We start from the raw sequence: 17,812 nt of genomic DNA on the forward strand, positions 1-17,812 counted from the left end.
TGCAGTTTATATAGACTTCAGGCCAGAATACATTTACATGTTGTTGTGTAAGTATTTACAGCCTACAGATGGGGTGAGCGCGTTTGAGTCAAAGAGTGGTTGTTACAGGTATGGGAGTGATGACATCGCTGGGCAAGGATCTGGAAACGTTCTGGGACAGCCTGATGAGCGGTAAATCCGGAGTTTCTCTTGTCGATACTTTTGATGTCAGTGAATATACTACACGAATCGCGGCTTCGGTCAAAGATTTCGATGCAGAGGAACGTTTCGGCCGTAAGGAAGCCCGCAAGATGGACCGTTTCGTGCAATTTGCGGTAGCTGCCGGCGAAGAAGCGCTGAAGGACAGCGGACTTAAGATTGGTGAAGATATCGATGCTGAGCGTATCGGTGTGTCTGTCGGCTCCGGTATCGGCGGTCTGGGTACTTGGGAAGACAATCACAATCTGCTGCTGGAAAAAGGTCCGAAACGGGTCAGCCCGTTCTTCATTCCAATGATGATTGCCAACATGGGCTCCGGCCAGCTGTCGATCAATCTCGGAGCCAAAGGGCCGAATACAACGACAGTAACCGCTTGTGCGACAGGCAGCCATTCCATTGGCGAATCCTTCCGCCTGATCCAGCGCGGTGATGCGGATGCGATGATCTGCGGCGGTGCAGAAGCGACAATCCGTCCTACAGGTATGGCAGGCTTCTGTGCGATGAGAGCCATGTCCACCCGCAATGATGAGCCGCAGAAGGCAAGCCGCCCGTTCGACGTTGACCGTGACGGTTTTGTTATGGGTGAAGGCGCAGGAATCCTGATTCTCGAATCTCTGGAACACGCAGAGAAACGCGGAGCTAAGATTTACGCTGAAGTTATTGGTTATGGCCTGAGTGCCGATGCCCATCATATGACGGAGCCTGATCCTGACGGTGCAGCACGCTGCATGAAGATGGCAATCCGCGATGCCGGAATTAATCCGGAGGATATCGACTACATCAATGCACATGGTACCTCTACACCGGTAGGCGACAAGTCGGAGACAGCCGCTGTTAAGAAAGCTCTGGGTGAGCATGCGTACAAGGTAGCAATCAGTTCCACCAAATCGATGACAGGCCACTTGCTTGGCGCTGCCGGCGGTGTGGAAGCGATTATCTGCGGACTTTCACTGCAGAATGGCATGATTGCTCCTACGATCAATCTGGACAACCCTGATCCGGAATGCGATCTGGATTATGTTCCGAATGTGCCCCGCAAGGCGGATCTTAATATCGCAATGTCGAATTCATTCGGGTTCGGAGGACATAACGCGACTGTTATTCTCAAAAAATATAATAAGTAGGGGGACAGTGCAGTGAAAGGAGACCTGAAGCAGTTACAAAGCCAACTTCAAATCCAATTTCACGATCCTGTACTTCTGAAGCAGGCTTTTACCCATGCATCATACGTGAACGAACACCGTTTCAATCAGCATCAGGACAACGAGCGCCTGGAGTTTCTGGGCGACGCTGTGCTGGAGCTTACGGTGTCCGAATACTTGTACAATCTGCTCCCGGACAGGCCTGAAGGTGAACTGACCAAGCTGCGTGCCGCTATTGTATGTGAGCCGTCGCTGGTCCGTTTTGCCGAGACGCTCGGTTTCGGACGGTTTGTGCTGCTGGGTAAAGGGGAAGAACTTACGGGCGGGCGTACCCGCCCGGCTCTGCTGGCCGATGTGTTTGAAGCCTTCGTGGGAGCGCTTTATCTCGATCAAGGACTGGAAACGGCCCGGAAGTTCCTGGATAATCACGTGTTCCCGCTGGTCGAAACCGATGGTAAGCTGCAAATGCAGATGAGCGATTTCAAAACAGAGCTTCAGGAACTGATACAGCATCATGGCATGGGTACGCTGGAATATCGGATTATTGAAGAACGCGGACCGGCGCACGAGCGTGAATTCGTATCTGAAGTGTTCATGGCCAGCCGTTCGCTGGGCAGCGGCAGCGGCCGCTCCAAGAAGGAAGCGGAACAGCAGGCAGCCGCGGCGGCGCTATTGCGTCTGAAGGAAGACGGCGCCTGAAGGTAGACTTGAACAGCGAAGCTGGGCAAGCGGAGTAGAGCAGCAATGGTCTGAATGCCGGCGTTTAGGCGGAAGTCAGACTTTTGCTGCTCTTTTTCGAAATGATGGATGTATCAGGCAGTCTGATTGTAGTTTGACGATTCTAGGCAAGGAAACGCTATGGTATAATGGGTTAGAGGTGATAGGCGAGTTATGTTTCTGAAACGGATTGAATTAGCGGGCTTCAAATCATTTGCCGACAAAACGGAAATGGAATTTGTGCGCGGAATTACGGCTGTAGTCGGCCCGAACGGAAGCGGCAAAAGTAATATTTCCGACGGCATACGCTGGGTGCTCGGCGAGCAGAGTGCCAAATCACTGCGCGGCGGTAAAATGGAAGATATTATCTTTGCCGGAAGTGACGCCCGTAAAGCGGTTAATTACGGTGAGGTCTCCCTTACGCTGGATAATGAGGATCACGTACTGCCGCTGGATTTCAGCGAAGTTACGGTGACCCGGCGTGTGCACCGCAGCGGGGAAAGTGAGTATTTGATCAATAAGCAAGCCTGCCGGCTGAAGGATATCACTGAGCTGTTTATGGATACCGGGATCGGACGCGAGGCGTATTCGATTATTGGACAAGGCCGGATAGAAGAGATACTCAGTACCCGTTCTGAAGACCGGAGGGGTATATTTGAAGAGGCTTCAGGGATTGTTAAATATAAATCACGCAAAAAAGATGCCGGACGCAAACTGGACGAGACCGAGCAGAATTTGCTGCGGATTCATGACCTGATCAGTGAGCTTGAGGATCAGGTGGGGCCGCTGAAGGATCAGTCCGAGAAGGCTATCCGTTACAAGGAGCTGCGCGAGCAGCTGAAGCATCTCGAGATCTCGGTGTATGTGCATCAGATTGAAGGCATACATACGGCCTGGCAGGAAGGCAATACACGGCTTGAGCTGCTGAAGAATGAACAGCTTGAGCTGTCCACGGTAGTCTCTGCACATGACGCGAAGCTGGAGAGCGGCCGTGCTGAGCTGCGGAGTCTGGAGCAGGAAGTGGAGAAGCTGCAGGAGCAGCTGCTGCATTACAGTGAAGCGAACGAGAAGAGCGAAGGCTATGGAGAGCTGCTCAAAGAACGCCGCCGCAACCTGGAGAACAACCGCGAACAGCTGATGCAGACCCTGGGTTCTGTAGGGGAGCGTTCGGAGGGACGGCAGCGTGAGCTGGCCGAGCTGGAGCATAAGCTGCAGCAGTCCCGGCTGGCGCTGGAAGAACTGCGGGTACAGCTGGCTGATGAAGAATCCAGACTGCAAGGGGTAGCCGGAGGCATCAGCCAGAGCAAGGAAGAGAAGCTGAAGAGCGCGCTGCTCGAGCTGATGAACCTGATGGCACAGGCGCGCAATGAGATCCGCTATGCGGACCAGCAGAAGGAGAGCCTGGAGAAGCGGATGAGCCGCAGCCAGGAAGAGAGCGGCAAATGGACTGCCCGGCTGGAGGAGCTGACCTCTGCCCAGGGTGGGCTTAAGGATAAAATTGCCGGACTCGGCAAGGAAATTGGCGCTTTGCGCGGCGCGTACATTACGGAGAGCGAGCAGACCGGTAAGCGGCAGAAGCTGCTGGAGGAAACGCAGAGCGGACTCCGCAAATGGGAGCAGAAGCGCGAAGCCCAGGTCTCCCGGCATGAGACGATGAAGGAAATGCAGGATGATTTTGACGGATTCATGCTTGGGGTCAAAGAGGTGCTGAAAGGTGCCCGCAAAGGACAGTTAAGCGGTGTACACGGCGCCGTTGCTGAACTGATCTCCGTTCCGGAGAAGCTCGAAATGGCTATTGAGACGGCCATGGGCGCTTCACTGCAGCATGTTGTTATGGAGAACGAGGCAGTATCGCGGCAGGCGATTGCCTTCCTGAAGCAGCGCCAGCTGGGACGGGCGACCTTTCTGCCGCTGGATGTTATCCGGCCCCGGCAGATTACGGGCAGCGACCGCAGTATGGTGGAAGGTGCCGAGGGGTTTGTCGGAATCGGTTCTGAACTGGTCGGCTTCGAGGAGAAGTACTCCAGCATCGTAGGAAGTCTGCTGGGGAATGTGGTCATCGCGGAGAGTCTGGAGCAGGCGAACCGCATTGCTGCCAAATGCCAATACCGGTACAGAGTTGTTACGCTTGAAGGGGATGTAGTCAATGCCGGCGGTTCGATGACCGGGGGCAGCCAGCATAAGAAGAATAACAGCCTGCTCAGCCGTAAGCGGCAGCTGGACCAGTTGTCCGGCGAGATCGAAGAGAGCGAGCAGCAGATTGTGAAGCTGAAGCAGGGCATCAGCCGTTTGCGGGCCGAGCAGGACAAAGCGGCGCAGAAGCTGGAGGAGCTGCGGCATGACGGTGACGAGAAACGTCTGGAAGAGCAGCGGATATCCGGTGACCTGAAGCAGCTGGAGCAGGAGCTTCGCCATGTTAGAGAGCAGGTAGAGGGTGCAGGCGCTGAGCGCAGCGGCTTCGAGAACGAGGTTCGCGGACTCGAAGAGACCCGCAAGCAGGCAGAGGCTGAGCTTGCAAGGCTGGAGAAGGAAGAGCAGGAAGCCCACGAGGCGATCCGCAACGCCGAAACCGACCGCAAGGCGAATGAAACGGCCAAGGAAGAGCTGCAGGGCAAGCTGACCGGCATGAAGGTTACAGAAGGGAAGCTGGACCAGGAGATCTTCTCACTTGAGGAGCAGCTGCGGCGCATGAGACAGGATGCCGGTTCGCAGGAGAAAGAGCTGCGCCAGAGCCGCAGCCTGCTGATGACCATCGAGCAGGATCTGGAAGAGAATGCACGGGAGGCTGTGAAGCAGAAGGAAGATGTGAACAGCTCACGCCTCAAGAAAGAAGACACCTCCGCCAGGCTGGACTTGGCCCGTGCCGACCGTGCTGCGATATCACGTAAGCTGGAGCTGGCCGAAGGCGAGACCAAAGACCAGCGGCAGGCACTGCGGGCAGTAGATGATAAGCTCCGTTCTACAGAGGTTGCCGTCGGGCGTCTGGATGTGGAGCTGGACAATATTCTGCGCAAGCTGAGCGATGATTATGAACTTAGCTATGAGCTGGCGAAGCAGCGTTATCCGGTTCCTGAGGATGTGCCTGCAGCGCAGATGGAAGTACAGCGTCTAAAGCGCAGTATCTCCGGACTGGGCGAAGTCAACCTGGGGGCTATTGAAGAGTATCAGCGTGTTCACGAACGCTATACCTTCCTAAGCGGACAGAAAGACGATCTGGTCGAAGCCAAAACTACGCTGTATCATGTCATCCATGAGATGGAAGAGGAAATGTCCAAACGTTTCAAGCAGACCTTTGACGCCATCCGCCGCGAGTTCGGCACGGTATTCTCGAAGCTGTTCGGGGGCGGACGGGCTGATCTGATGCTGCTCGATCCGGAGCATATGCTGGATACAGGGATTGATATTGTCGCCCAGCCTCCGGGCAAGAAGCTGCAGAATCTGCAGCTTCTGTCTGGCGGAGAACGGGCATTAACTGCTATGGCACTGTTGTTCGCAATCCTTCAGGTCAAGCCGGTACCGTTCTGCGTACTGGATGAAGTTGAAGCGGCGCTGGATGAAGCCAATGTCGTGCGCTTCGCCCAATATCTGCGCGAGTTCTCGGAGCAGACGCAGTTTATCGTAGTCACCCACCGCAAAGGAACGATGGAGGAAGCCGATGTTCTCTATGGCGTGACCATGGAGGAAGGCGGCGTATCCAAGCTAGTATCCGTGCGGCTGGAGGATGAAGAGGCTGAAATTGCCTGAGAGGCAGATGCTTACGAAGCGAGTTTTATTAAGGAGTAATTCTAAGCAGTATCGCTTCATAAAACTTTTAGGAGGAACACTATGAGCTTTTTTAAGAAACTGAAAGAAAGCATCTCCGGCAAAACGGAAAGCGTAACGAAACAGTTCCGCGACGGCCTGGAGAAGACCCGCAAGGGCTTCGTTGAGAAGGTCTCGGATCTGATTATCCGCCGCAAGAAGATAGATGAAGAATTCTATGAAGAGCTGGAAGAGATTCTGATCGGCGCCGATGTAGGCGTGAACACAGTAATGAACCTGGTAGAAGAGCTGCGCGTTGAAGTGAAGCAGAAGCGCATCGAGGATGCTGCTGAGCTTCAGCCGATTCTCTCCCGCAAGCTGATGGAGCTGCTGCGCGGCGATGACGACAACAGCCTGAAGGAAAATCCGGACGGGATTACAGTGATCCTCTTTGTCGGGGTAAACGGGGTCGGCAAGACGACGACAATCGGCAAGCTGGCGCACCGCTATAAGCAGGAAGGCAAAAAGGTTCTGCTGGCGGCAGGGGATACCTTCCGTGCCGGAGCGATTGAACAGCTCGAAGTCTGGGGCCAGCGGGCCGGGGTAGATGTGATCAAGCAGCAGGCGGGTTCTGACCCGGCAGCTGTTATGTTCGATGCCGTACAGGCTGCCAAGCAGCGTAACGTAGATGTACTGATCTGCGATACCGCAGGTAGACTGCAGAACAAGAGCAATCTGATGGAAGAGCTGAACAAAATCTTCCGGGTGATTCAGCGCGAAATACCGAGTGCCCCGCATGAGGTACTGATGGTGCTGGATGCAACGACCGGCCAGAATGCACTGAGCCAGGCCAAGCTGTTTGGAGAGAAGAGCGGCGTGACCGGCTTGGTGCTGACGAAGCTGGATGGTACCGCGAAGGGCGGGATTGTAGTAGCTATCCGCCAGGAGATGAATTTGCCGGTGAAGCTTGTCGGCCTGGGTGAGAAGATGGAAGATCTCCAGCCGTTTGATTCCGACCAATTCGTGCATGCCCTGTTCGCAGGCATGATCTCCGATGAGGAAGAGACTGAAGGCCAAGCTTAATAGTCCGGGTCCCATTTTCCACTGCACAAGTATGAAAGTAATCTATCAAGCCTCCAGGGAACGAAAATGCCCTGGAGGCTTTTTTTGGTTTGGGAAACTATAGACTGCATGAATTGTGAAAAAGGCGTTGTTGAATCCGGAAAACCGGCAAACCGGAAGTATAACATGTGAAGAACCAGGTTTCATAAGGGAAGTGAAAGTGGAAGTGGAAGTGGAAGGTAAGAGGAAGCTGCAGCTGCAGCCAGTATGGGGAGCGGACTGAGAAGAGCTTATTTCCTGAAAAAAACCGCTTTTTGATAGTGAAGCGGACTGAGATTCCGTTATCCTGTTCATTTGAGCTGAAAATGAGGTGTCAGAAGTCATATAAGGGATTCTCAGTTCGAATGCTCCGCAAATCACCGGAATTTGCAAGAATAGCTGAATTTCAGTCCGTATCATATGTGATCTGCATGAAGCAGCCCCACTCACTTCTTTAAGGCATGAAGCGATCGAACCCACTTTATTAAGTCATGAAGCAGCCCGCCTGTATTTAAATAGAAGAAACGGCTGCCATTTTACCTGAATTACTATAAAAATACAACATATGAAAAATTCCTAATAGTACTGCTTGTCAACACTCCTGCATACAATTTGATGTAAGATTCACATAAGCACGCCTCCAAAGCACCCTTAAGAGAAAGGAAGCGATTCCAACCATGCGGGATGGTTCATAAACTCCATTTTGCTGTTATATATATTGACATGAACATTATCATTTACGTATTATGAAGTTAGTATTTAATATTTTCATGATAAATTTCTAAAAAGTAAGCTTGTTTGTCAATAAACTTTACACATTACACTGATCCGAGAGGAGTCGGGCTCATGTCCAAACTAGATCCTTTGCCCGGTTTAGCTCCGTATGCATTGCAGCATTTTTACGACGAAATGTATGCTGATGAACGGAGTATCCGGCCTCATTACAAGCATGTGAACCGCATGTTTTCCGGGATGAGCCCCGAAGAGCTGCAAGGCAAGCAGAAGCTGATGCAGCGTCGGATGATGGAAGAAGGCATTACCTTTACACTCTACAACCCGGCACAGGATCAACCGATGGAGCGGACAATTCCCTTCGATATGATTCCCCGGATCATCCCGAAGGCGGAATGGGAACGGCTTGAAGCTGGCATTGTGCAGCGGATAACGGCACTTAATCTGTTCATTCATGATATTTACCATGAGCAATATATCGTAAAGGACGGAATTGTACCCCGGCGGATGATTATATCCAACTGCTATTTCCGGCCGGAAATGACAGGACTCCGTGTCCCGGGTGGTGCATACATCACTACCTCGGGGATAGATCTGATCCGTCATCATGACGGAGAGTATTATGTGCTCGAAGATAATTTACGTACACCATCAGGATTCTCCTATCTATTCAAAGGCAGATCCCTCATGAACCAGCTCTTTCCTGAATTATCCTTCGCCAGCTCCATCCGCGATGTGGATCACAGCCTGAACCGCTTCCTGTCGGTACTGCGCAGCCTTTCCCCGTCGCGGACCAAGGATCCGGTGATCGCCCTCCTGACCCCGGGCGAATATAACTCCGCGTATTATGAGCATGCTTTTCTCGCTCAGCAAATGGGGATCCACCTGGTTGAAGGACGGGATCTGGTAGCCCAGGACCACAAGATCTACCTGAAGGAAATGAACGGACTGCGCCGCGTGGATGTGCTGTACCGCCGGTTGGATGATGATTTCATCGATCCTTTGGCTTTTCAGCCAAGCTCACTGCTAGGGGTTGCCGGTTTGATGAATGCCTACCGTGCAGGGAACATCGCCATTGCCAATGCACCCGGAACAGGCGTAGCCGATGACAAAGCCATGTACGTATATGTGCCGGATATGATCCGGTATTATCTCAATGAAGAACCGATTCTGGGCAATGTTCCGACGTACCTGTTGTCCCGGCCGCAAGAGCGGCAGTACGTGCTGGATAATCTGTCTGAAATGGTTGTGAAGGAGACCTCGCTCTCGGGCGGATACGGCATGCTGATCGGAAGCGAAGCCACCAAGCAGGATCTGGTGGACTTCCGGCTCAAGATTCTGGCTGAACCGGAGCGTTATATCGCGCAGCCCATAATGTCATTGTCCCGCGCACCGGTATTGTCGGGGGACGGCATGACACCGCGCCATATTGATCTCAGGGCCTTCGTGCTGATGGGGGCAGACCGTAAGCCGCATGTGATACCCGGAGGCCTGACCCGGGTGGCGATGCGTGAAGGCTCACTGGTCGTGAACTCTTCCCAGGGCGGCGGAGTGAAGGACACTTGGGTGATGGCTTGAGCAATAGGATTCACCAATAATGCGGCATCAATATGTAAGGTGAAGGGGTGGCTACGATGCTGAATCGCAATGCGGAGGCTTTATTCTGGATTGGCCGGTATATAGAACGGGCTGAGAATCATGCCCGGCTGATCGATGTACATTATCATATTCAGCAGGAAGAGGATTTCCAGGCGGAGGGCCATAAGTGGTCAAGGCTGATTGACGCGCTCGGTGTCCGGAATGAATATCTGCAGCAATTCGAGAGCTTCGCTGAGCAGGATGTGCTGTCCTTCATCACGCTGGATCTCGGCAATGCGAATTCATTGTTCTCCTGTGTGCATCAGGCGAGGAATAATCTGCGTACCCTGCGTCAGCATTTGCCCAGTGAGCTGTGGGATATTGCCAACGGCTTCAATCTGTGGCTTGGTGAGCAGTCGGTAGCAGATATTATGAGCAGCCCCCACCAGTTCTATCAGCAGATCAAAGAGCGTGCTGCGATGTTCCTCGGAGCAGAACAGTCGGTGATGCTTCGCGGCAATGAATGGCATTTCATTGAGAGCGGCCGGTTCCTGGAACGGGCTGAGAATACAACGCGGATTCTTCAGGCAGTTACGGTATCCTGCAAATCGAAGGATATCAATTCTATTTATACGCAGCTTCAGGCAGTATTGAAATCGGTGAGCGGGTATCAGGCATTCCGCAGATATTATGCTGATGATATGTCGCCGGAGTGCATTCTGGAATTCCTGATTGTCAATCCGCATTTCCCGCGTTCCATAAGATTCTCCTTCCACAAGCTGGAAGAGCATCTGGCCAAGCTGGAGCTGGATACTTCAGAAAAGGGCTCGGGGCATGAGAAGGTCATCCGCCAGGCGGGGAAGATCAAAGCCGAGCTGGATTATATGGAGAAAGAAGAAATGTCCGGAGATTTAGTCGAGGATGTGCTGCAGGCACTGATGTTATCCTGCCAGAAGCTCGGCAAAACGATGGAGGGTGCATTTTTTCGCCGTGAAGGAGTCTCGGTATGAAAATTCAAATCAATCACACGACAACCTACAGTTACTCCGAGCCGGTGACGGACAGTGTCAATGAGATCAGACTGACGCCGCGAACGAATTACCGCCAGTCCTGTTACCATCATGAGGTGGAGGTTCATCCGCCGGCGAATCTGTTAACCTATGAAGATTTCTTCGGCAACCGCGTCCATGCTTATTCCGTGAACAAGCCGCATACGGAGATGGTCATCCATACCAAAGCGACGGTAGTGACGCTCGATAAAGCGCAAGGTGCAGATCTGCCGCATATTGCACTGGAGGAGCAGGTGAAGCTGCTTAATGATGAGAAATTCCAGAACCGTTATATTGAGTTTATTCTGCCGACTAGGTATACCGAGGTGACGCCGGAGCTGGTGGAGTTTGCTTCGCAGCATCCTTTTGATGAAGCTGAGGATATGTACGAGTGGACCAAAAAGCTCTCCTCTACGATCTATGAACAGTTCACCTATGACCCCGAAGCGACCAGCGTGAATACAACAGTCAAAAAAGCGCTGAAGCTCAAACGCGGCGTCTGCCAGGATTATGCGCATCTGATGATCGCCGTCTGCCGCAGTGTAGGGCTGCCCTCGCGTTATGTGAGCGGGTACCATTTCGTCGGCGACCTGCAGGGAGGTAATGCGAATTTCGAGCAGGCCTCGCATGCCTGGGTAGAGACACATATTCCGGGTACGGGCTGGCTGGGGTTCGATCCTACCAATAATGTTGAAGTCAGCTGGCGGTATATCAAGCTTGGGCACGGACGGGACTATAAGGATATAGTGCCGGTCAAAGGCGTCTACCGCGGGGTAGCGGGGACTCTTTCGGTTAAAGTGGATGTACGGCAGCTGGATAATTAAGAAGACAGGCGGACCTCACAACTGTGGGGTCTTTTCTTTTTCTGTTCGTGTGATTAAACTGTGCAAGTTGCACAAGGTTTGTGCAATTTTTGCATAAAATGATTATAATCCAGGCCCAATTGGGTAATCTTGAAACAGAGCCATTCTCATGAAGCTGGACAATACGGAAGGAGAGAGTACATATGAGCCCAAATATAGCTAAAAAGCAGCGTTTTCTCGGAAAAACAGCCATAATTACAGGTGCGGGCTCGGGGATCGGCAGAGCGGCAGCGATTCAGCTGGCGCGCGAAGGCGCTAATGTTGCGTTATTCGATCTGGTGAACGAACGTACCTCGATTCTGGAGCAGAAGCTGAACAAGCTGCGCAAGGACTGTGCATTAGCCATTGATGTGGATACTTCGGATGCAGGGCGGATGGAGGAAGCAGTGCGCAAGACGGTGGAGCATTTCGGGGGGCTGGATATTGTCTTTGCGAATGCTGGAATTAACGGCGCTGTCGGCCCGATTGAGGAGCTGAGTGTCAGCGATTGGGAGAAGACCATCTCTGTTAACCTGACCGGGACTTTCCTTACCCTTAAATACAGTATTCCCCACCTGAAGGAGAAGGGCAAAGGCAGCATCATTATCACCAGCTCGATTAACGGCAACAGCAGATTCGCCAGCTTCGGCTGGTCACCATACAGCACAACCAAGGCAGGCCAAGTGGCGTTTGCGAAGATGGCCGCACTGGAGCTGGCCAAGTTCAAAATCCGCGTGAATGTCATTTGCCCGGGAGCAATATCCACGAATATCGATGAAAGCACAGAGTTCAATGAGGATGTGGAATCGATCGTGATTCCGATTGAATTCCCCGAAGGTGCACAGCCGCTTGCTGACGGACCTGGTAAGCCGGAGAATGTGGCTGATCTGGTTGCATTCCTGGCTTCGGATGAGTCGATCCATATTACCGGTGCGCAGATTGTTATTGATGGTGCGGAGTCATTGTTATCTTAACTAACAGAAGTAGCAGTCCTCCAAGAGACAGGTAGATAAAATAGACTATGTAAAATAACCTTGTCCAAAGATCTGTACGGTCTGGACAGGGTTATTTTGTGACGGCTTGACGATAATCGAATGATCGTTTATTATAGCCTCATGAGACATAAAGATGAGAACAAAAGTGAAGCTATTTTTCAGGCAACCCTTGAACTGTTGAATGAGATCGGGTTCTCCGACACTTCAATGTCCAAGATTGCGAAGCGTGCCCGGGTGTCACCGTCAACGATTTATGTTTATTTTGCGAATAAGGAGGATATGCTCGGCAAGCTGTATATCCGTGTCAAGGAGAAGATGAGTCTGAATATGGTTCACGGGCTTGAAGAGGGCCAGCCGGTTCAGCAGGGAATGGCAGTTATGATGAGGAATCTACGCGATTTCTTACTGGAGAACCGGGATTATTTCCTGTTCCTGGAGCAGTTCAGCAATTCTCCGCTGCTTACGAAATTATGCCTCGAAGAGAGTATGGCAATGATGTTCAAACCGCTGCATGATTATATCGGGCGCGGGAAGCAGCAGGGCGTGCTGAAGAAGCTTGACGCCAGTCTGCTGCTGACCTATTGTTATTTCCCTGTCACAGCCCTGGCCAAGGAGCATTTCAAAGGAAACGGCGAGTTCAACGATGACAGGCTTTCGGAGATTATCAAGCTCAGCTGGGATGCGATTAAGGCTTGATGATTTCTTTTTTTAATTATAAAAGAACGAACGATCGTTTAATAAAACAAGAAAAGAGGTTAAGGGATATGTCAAAAGTGTGGTTCATTACCGGAAGTTCGCGCGGTTTAGGCCGTGCCCTTGCTGAGGCTGTATTGGCTAAAGGGGATAAGCTTGTGGCCACGGCCCGCAATCTGCAGCAGCTTGCTGATCTGGAAGAACATTACGGCGGGCAAATATCCTCAGTTGCACTGGATGTGACTGATCCCGGGCAGGCAAAGGCGGCTATTACAGCTGCAGTAGAGAGATTCGGGCGTCTGGATGTTGTGGTAAATAATGCGGGATATGGTAATATGTCTGCAATCGAAGAAACTTCGCTAGATGATTTCCGGGCGCAAATTGAGACGAATTTATGGGGAGTCATCCATGTCACTAAGGCAGCACTGCCTGTTCTGCGTGAGCAGGGAAGCGGACATTTCCTGCAGATATCTTCTATCGGCGGACGTGCCGGTGCTCCGGGACTCGCAGCATATCAGACGGCAAAATGGGGGGTGGAGGGCTTCTCTGAAGTACTCGCCAAAGAGGTTGCTCCACTCGGAATCAAGGTAACTATCGTTGAACCTGGGGGATTCCGTACAGACTGGGCGGGTCCATCCATGAGTCATATTGAACCTGGAGAACCGTATAAGGATACAGTGGGTCAACTGCTGAAGCATGTGCGGAGCCGTACGGGGCAAGAACCTGGAGATCCGGCCAGAGCGGCGCTGGCGATGCTGGCGATTGTGGAAGAGGCCAATCCGCCTCTCCGTCTGCTGCTGGGCAGCGATGCTGTGGGTATGGCCAAGGAGATTGATCAGGCCAAGCTGGCCGAAACCTTACGATGGGAGGCGCTTAGCACCTCTGCAGATTTTGCAGCGAATTGATTCGAGAAGTCACAGAGCAGTTAGTGCCAATAGTTACGCAGAAAGCAGGCGAATATATGAAAGCATCCCAACCGGCAACTGCCGGAGGCAAAATCCGTGCAATCATTACCGGCTCTACCGGTATGGTGGGTGAAGGCGTGCTGCATGAATGTCTTACTCATCCTGAGGTGGAACAAATTCTGCTGATCAACCGCCGCCCCTGCGGCATTTCGCATCCCAAAGTAACCGAAATAATCCATGAGAATTTCTATGATCTCAGCAGCATCAACGGGAAACTTGCGGGCTATAATGCCTGTTACTTTTGCCTCGGGGTATCGTCGGTCGGGTTGAAGGAAGAGGAATACCGCAGGCTGACCTATGATCTTACGATGCATGTGGCCCGGCAGCTGTCTGCCGTGAATCCGGACATGGTCTTCTGCTATGTGACCGGATCGGGAACGGATAGTACAGAACAAGGGCGCAGTATGTGGGCAAGAGTGAAGGGCAAGACGGAGAATGATCTGCGCAAGCTGCCGTTCCGGGGAACCTATTTCTTCCGTCCGGGCTTTATCCGGCCTACTCCGGGCTTGACCCGTACACATAAATATTATTATGCTATTGGATGGATGTACCCTGTGCTTCGTGCATTATTTCCAGGGTATACCGTGACTCTGCAGGAGATTGGACTGGCCATGATTCATATTGTGCGCCGGGGCCATGATCGAGATATTGTGGAGAACCGGGATATTGCCGCCATAGCCAAACCGTAAGAATCTGCATCACATCCTTCAGGAAAAGGTGATTCCATGAACGAAGAGGTAACCAATTTCATCGCTCAAATCAAAGTGCCCTGGCAAGCGGAAATATGCTCCAGGCTGCGTGAAGTCATCCACGAATCTATCCCTGAAGTGACGGAACGGATCCAGTACGGCAAACCGCATTTTCTCAAAAACGGGAAATATGCAGCTGTAATCTCCACCGCCAAAGGCTGGGTCAGCTTCTCCATATTCAATGCAGCAGCGCTGGAAGTGCCCGAAGGCCAATTCGAAACAGGCAGTGGCGACCGTCTGACAACCAAGCTGCTGGAGGGTAAGACTGTTGATTATGAACTTCTGTCCTCTTTGCTGAAACAAGCCTCGGCTTCTTTATAAAACGACAAATTAAATACTGCCGCCGGGTTACAGAGACACTGCCATGATTGGCGGTGTTTTTGTGTTTTCATCAAACAATCTAATTAGATAGTTGTAAAATAACAAACAAAATGATATTATGTCTATATAAAACAAACAAAGAATGTGGTGATCCGGTTGTCGGAAGGAAATGAAGCGATCCGGATTTCAGAGAAATTCTGGAATGCCAGCGTTGCAGAACTGAAGCAGGGTTATACCTGGGAAGCTGACGGGCACCTGGCTGTGTTCCATTGTCTGGTCTGCGGTGAGCAATTCGAGAAGGGCATTATTTATAGTGACGAGGACAGATTCTATGAAGCTGAGAGGTTTGCAGCTCTGCATGTAGAGAGCATGCATGGTGGTATGTTCTCTTGGTTGCTTACGCTGGATAAGAAGCTGACCGGATTAACGGAGCTGCAGAAGGGTCTGCTGCAGGCTTTCCGTCAGAGTCTCAGTGACGCTGAGGCCGCCAAAGAGCTGGGAATCGGCAGCACGTCCACGGTCCGCAATCACCGGTTCACCCTCCGGGAGAAGGTGAAGCAGGCGAAGCTGTTCCTGGCGGTAATGGAGCTGGCCGAAGAGAAGCCGGGGGCTTCATCCCCTTTTGTCAGTATTCCGCGTACGGTTGTGATGGTTGATGAACGTTTCGCCATTACTGAACAGGAGAATACGGAGATCTTGGGTGCCTATTTCAAACAGGGCCTGGATGGCCCCTTGTCAGAGTTCCCGAAGAAACAGAAACGCAAAGCGGCAATTCTGCGGCATTTGATCCAGCGTTTTGAGACGGGACGCAAATATAGCGAGAAAGAAATTAACGCCGTGCTGGAATCGGCTTATCCCGATTATGTGACGCTGCGGCGCTACCTGATCGATTACGGATTGCTGGACCGCGAAGATGACGGTAGCAGCTACTGGGTGAAATTATAGCGTAAGCTTATAGGAGAACATAGGCTAGCGCAGATATGAAGGAGAGACAAGAGAATGGACAAATCAAGACGCAAAGAGCTGGGATATAATTATGCACACTCGCACAGGCCGATGGGGGTATACAGAATTGTAAATACCGGCAACGACAAAGTGTATGTAGGAAGCAGCCTGAATCTCGACGGAGTCTGGAACAAGCATAAATTCATGCTGGATATCAACAACCACGACAATAAGGAGCTTCAGGCCGACTGGAGAAAATACGGTGAAGAAGGCTTCCGGTTCGAAGTACTGGAGCAGATCAAGCCTGAAGAGGATTTCGTGGCAGATGTGCAGGAGCTGAAGAAATACCGCAAGCTGTTGCCGGAGCTGGAGGGCAAATGGCTGGAGCAGCTGTCTCCATACGGGGAGCGGGGTTATCATAAGCAGAAAGTAAACCGGGAATGAATTTCATCAGTGCCTGTGCTAAAATAAGGGCAAACAGCAGGTGCTGGCGGAAGGAGCGGTGTGTATGGCTATATTATCTTGGCTTGCAGAACAGAGAATTCAGGAGGCCATGCGCAGCGGAGAGTTTGCCAATCTGCCGGGGCATGGCAAGCCGCTGGAACTGGAGGATCTCTCGGGAGTGCCTGAGGATCTGCGGATGTCCTATAAGATTATGAAGAATGCAGGGCTTCTGCCCGAAGAAGTATCGCTGCGTTCAGAGTGTGTAACCCTGGAAGAATTGCTGGCCGCCTGCCATCGCAGCGGGAACAGCGATAGTGGCGAGCGCAAGGAGCTGGAATCCAAGCTGTCCCTCAAGCGCCTGCGTCTGCAGGTCCTGCTGCAGGAACGCGGATTGGACGGCAGCGCTGCTTATATGGATTATGGGGACAGAATCCGGCACCGGCTTGCGGGCATGGACGAGTAAGGAATATGTAGGAGCAGCCTCCAGTTCGAAGAACTGGGGGCTGCTTCCCTATTAGATTGAAGAATTCTTTTACGGTATAGGAGAATAGATATAGAATCCGCGATCTTCGTGTAAGATGCCTTGCTCGGCGAGTGCCAGGACTGCCTCGACCAACTGATTTGTATCAAGATTAGAAGCTTGGGCTAAAGCAGAACGGAGTTCTGCGGAGTCTGACGGAAGCTGGAGCTTGTCTATCAGTATGCGATCAAGAACCACCCCTTCTGCCAGATTGGCATAACTGGAGAGGAATGCCCGGTTCACTCTGGCAGACCCGCTCTTCAGCTCAAACTCAGTATATAGATTCCCGACTATAAAAGGTGGGGATTCGAGATTGATCAGTCTCTTAACAATCCATGATGAGGAAGGATCTGGTCCGGTCTCTTGCAGGCCGTATGCAGTAGGTGTACCTATATCTATCAGATCAGACTGGCTGAGCGGATTCGGCAGAGAAGAATTGCTCTTCAAGCGGAGGATATCTTCATCCAGCAATCGTAGATTCTGCGTCAGGCCGTATTTTGCCAGCTTGACTTGCAGGGTGTAACCGTCCATCTGTGTGGCCGACGCAGCGGGCTGCTCTTCTGCCAATGACCACAGCAGGGTGAAGCCTCTCCCGGGTTCATAACTATACAGCCATTGCTCCAAAGTACTGCCGATACTGTTGGTGGGCCAAAGGATGCTTGCGAGAAGGAAAGACTGCGTGCCTGTATCCGCGGCAGAAGCGTAGAGCCTCTCAAGCTTCAATTCCGTATGAGGGGACAGTTCAGTATCCGCGGAGCTATAATTAGAAGGAACCTGTGTCTCTAAGCTGCCGTCGCGCAGAAGAAAACCATGATTAAAGACGAATTGCAGCTGCTGCTGAACTTTGTCCCCTGAAGAGACGGGCATTGCGTCAGATTGGGCTTCCGGCGAAAAGACGGGATGCACGGCAGGAATAGAGGTCTGGCTGCTAGCGTAAGGGGGGGAGTTGGCGGTATCTTTGGGCGTACACCCACTTAGTGCATTTAACGCCAAAACTGACATAGAAATGAGTCTGATCACTTGTATAATCTTCATATGGCTGAACTCCTCGATATCCGGGCCGGTTTCGCCCATGATAAT

The 17,812-nt window shown here is 51.9% G+C and carries 16 protein-coding genes; 15 read left to right on the plus strand and 1 reads right to left on the minus strand.

The features are described 5' to 3' along the window. Positions 1–83: 83 nt before the first annotated feature. From fabF to PBOR_RS16275, 15 genes are all read left to right on the plus strand, one after another. Complete coding sequence (fabF, locus tag PBOR_RS16205; protein WP_081972070.1) at positions 84–1,322, plus strand: beta-ketoacyl-ACP synthase II; 1,239 nt, start codon at positions 84–86, stop codon at positions 1,320–1,322. A gap of 12 nt (positions 1,323–1,334) precedes the next feature. Beyond that, positions 1,335–2,039, plus strand: coding sequence for a ribonuclease III (gene rnc, locus PBOR_RS16210; RefSeq protein ID WP_039307426.1), 705 nt, complete (start codon positions 1,335–1,337; stop codon positions 2,037–2,039). A 192-nt stretch (positions 2,040–2,231) separates the two neighbouring features. Further along, complete coding sequence (gene smc, locus PBOR_RS16215; protein ID WP_042213329.1) at positions 2,232–5,801, plus strand: chromosome segregation protein SMC; 3,570 nt, start codon at positions 2,232–2,234, stop codon at positions 5,799–5,801. Positions 5,802–5,882: 81 nt separating this feature from the next. Continuing rightward, positions 5,883–6,881 (plus strand): signal recognition particle-docking protein FtsY, encoded by a 999-nt coding sequence (ftsY, locus tag PBOR_RS16220; protein ID WP_042213332.1) that lies wholly within the window; start codon positions 5,883–5,885, stop codon positions 6,879–6,881. A gap of 864 nt (positions 6,882–7,745) precedes the next feature. Then, on the plus strand, positions 7,746–9,209 hold the full coding sequence (locus PBOR_RS16225) for a circularly permuted type 2 ATP-grasp protein (RefSeq protein ID WP_042213334.1): 1,464 nt from the start codon (positions 7,746–7,748) through the stop codon (positions 9,207–9,209). Positions 9,210–9,265: 56 nt separating this feature from the next. Next, on the plus strand, positions 9,266–10,219 hold the full coding sequence (locus PBOR_RS16230; protein ID WP_042213336.1) for an alpha-E domain-containing protein: 954 nt from the start codon (positions 9,266–9,268) through the stop codon (positions 10,217–10,219). Beyond that, positions 10,216–11,082, plus strand: coding sequence for a transglutaminase family protein (locus PBOR_RS16235; RefSeq protein ID WP_042213339.1), 867 nt, complete (start codon positions 10,216–10,218; stop codon positions 11,080–11,082). The genes PBOR_RS16230 and PBOR_RS16235 overlap by 4 nt, the downstream gene beginning before the upstream one ends. A 182-nt stretch (positions 11,083–11,264) precedes the next feature. Further along, a complete protein-coding gene (locus PBOR_RS16240) occupies positions 11,265–12,074 on the plus strand; it encodes an SDR family oxidoreductase (RefSeq protein WP_042213341.1) in 810 nt (269 codons plus the stop codon). Positions 12,075–12,215: 141 nt separating this feature from the next. Further along, on the plus strand, positions 12,216–12,791 hold the full coding sequence (locus PBOR_RS16245; protein WP_042219473.1) for a TetR/AcrR family transcriptional regulator: 576 nt from the start codon (positions 12,216–12,218) through the stop codon (positions 12,789–12,791). 68 nt (positions 12,792–12,859) lie between these two features. Continuing rightward, entirely contained in the window at positions 12,860–13,693 is an 834-nt protein-coding gene (locus tag PBOR_RS16250) for an oxidoreductase (protein WP_042213345.1), read from the plus strand. A gap of 56 nt (positions 13,694–13,749) precedes the next feature. Further along, on the plus strand, positions 13,750–14,442 hold the full coding sequence (locus PBOR_RS16255; protein WP_042213347.1) for a Rossmann-fold NAD(P)-binding domain-containing protein: 693 nt from the start codon (positions 13,750–13,752) through the stop codon (positions 14,440–14,442). Between the two features lie 36 nt (positions 14,443–14,478). Next, positions 14,479–14,823 (plus strand): DUF1801 domain-containing protein, encoded by a 345-nt coding sequence (locus PBOR_RS16260; protein WP_042213349.1) that lies wholly within the window; start codon positions 14,479–14,481, stop codon positions 14,821–14,823. A gap of 150 nt (positions 14,824–14,973) precedes the next feature. Then, positions 14,974–15,768 (plus strand): DUF2087 domain-containing protein, encoded by a 795-nt coding sequence (locus PBOR_RS16265; RefSeq protein WP_081972385.1) that lies wholly within the window; start codon positions 14,974–14,976, stop codon positions 15,766–15,768. A gap of 54 nt (positions 15,769–15,822) precedes the next feature. Next, on the plus strand, positions 15,823–16,212 hold the full coding sequence (locus tag PBOR_RS16270) for a GIY-YIG nuclease family protein (protein ID WP_042213351.1): 390 nt from the start codon (positions 15,823–15,825) through the stop codon (positions 16,210–16,212). A 64-nt stretch (positions 16,213–16,276) separates the two neighbouring features. Further along, positions 16,277–16,675, plus strand: a complete 399-nt coding sequence (locus PBOR_RS16275; protein WP_042213354.1) for a DnaJ family domain-containing protein — start codon at positions 16,277–16,279, stop codon at positions 16,673–16,675. A gap of 69 nt (positions 16,676–16,744) precedes the next feature. On the opposite strand, the gene PBOR_RS16280 is transcribed toward PBOR_RS16275, so the two are convergent. Further along, on the minus strand, positions 16,745–17,806 hold the full coding sequence (locus tag PBOR_RS16280; RefSeq protein ID WP_157764051.1) for a hypothetical protein: 1,062 nt from the start codon (positions 17,804–17,806) through the stop codon (positions 16,745–16,747). Positions 17,807–17,812: the final 6 nt, after the last annotated feature.

Origin of the sequence: Paenibacillus borealis (assembly GCF_000758665.1) — a bacterium.
In the GTDB taxonomy this organism is placed as follows: domain Bacteria; phylum Bacillota; class Bacilli; order Paenibacillales; family Paenibacillaceae; genus Paenibacillus_AQ; species Paenibacillus_AQ borealis.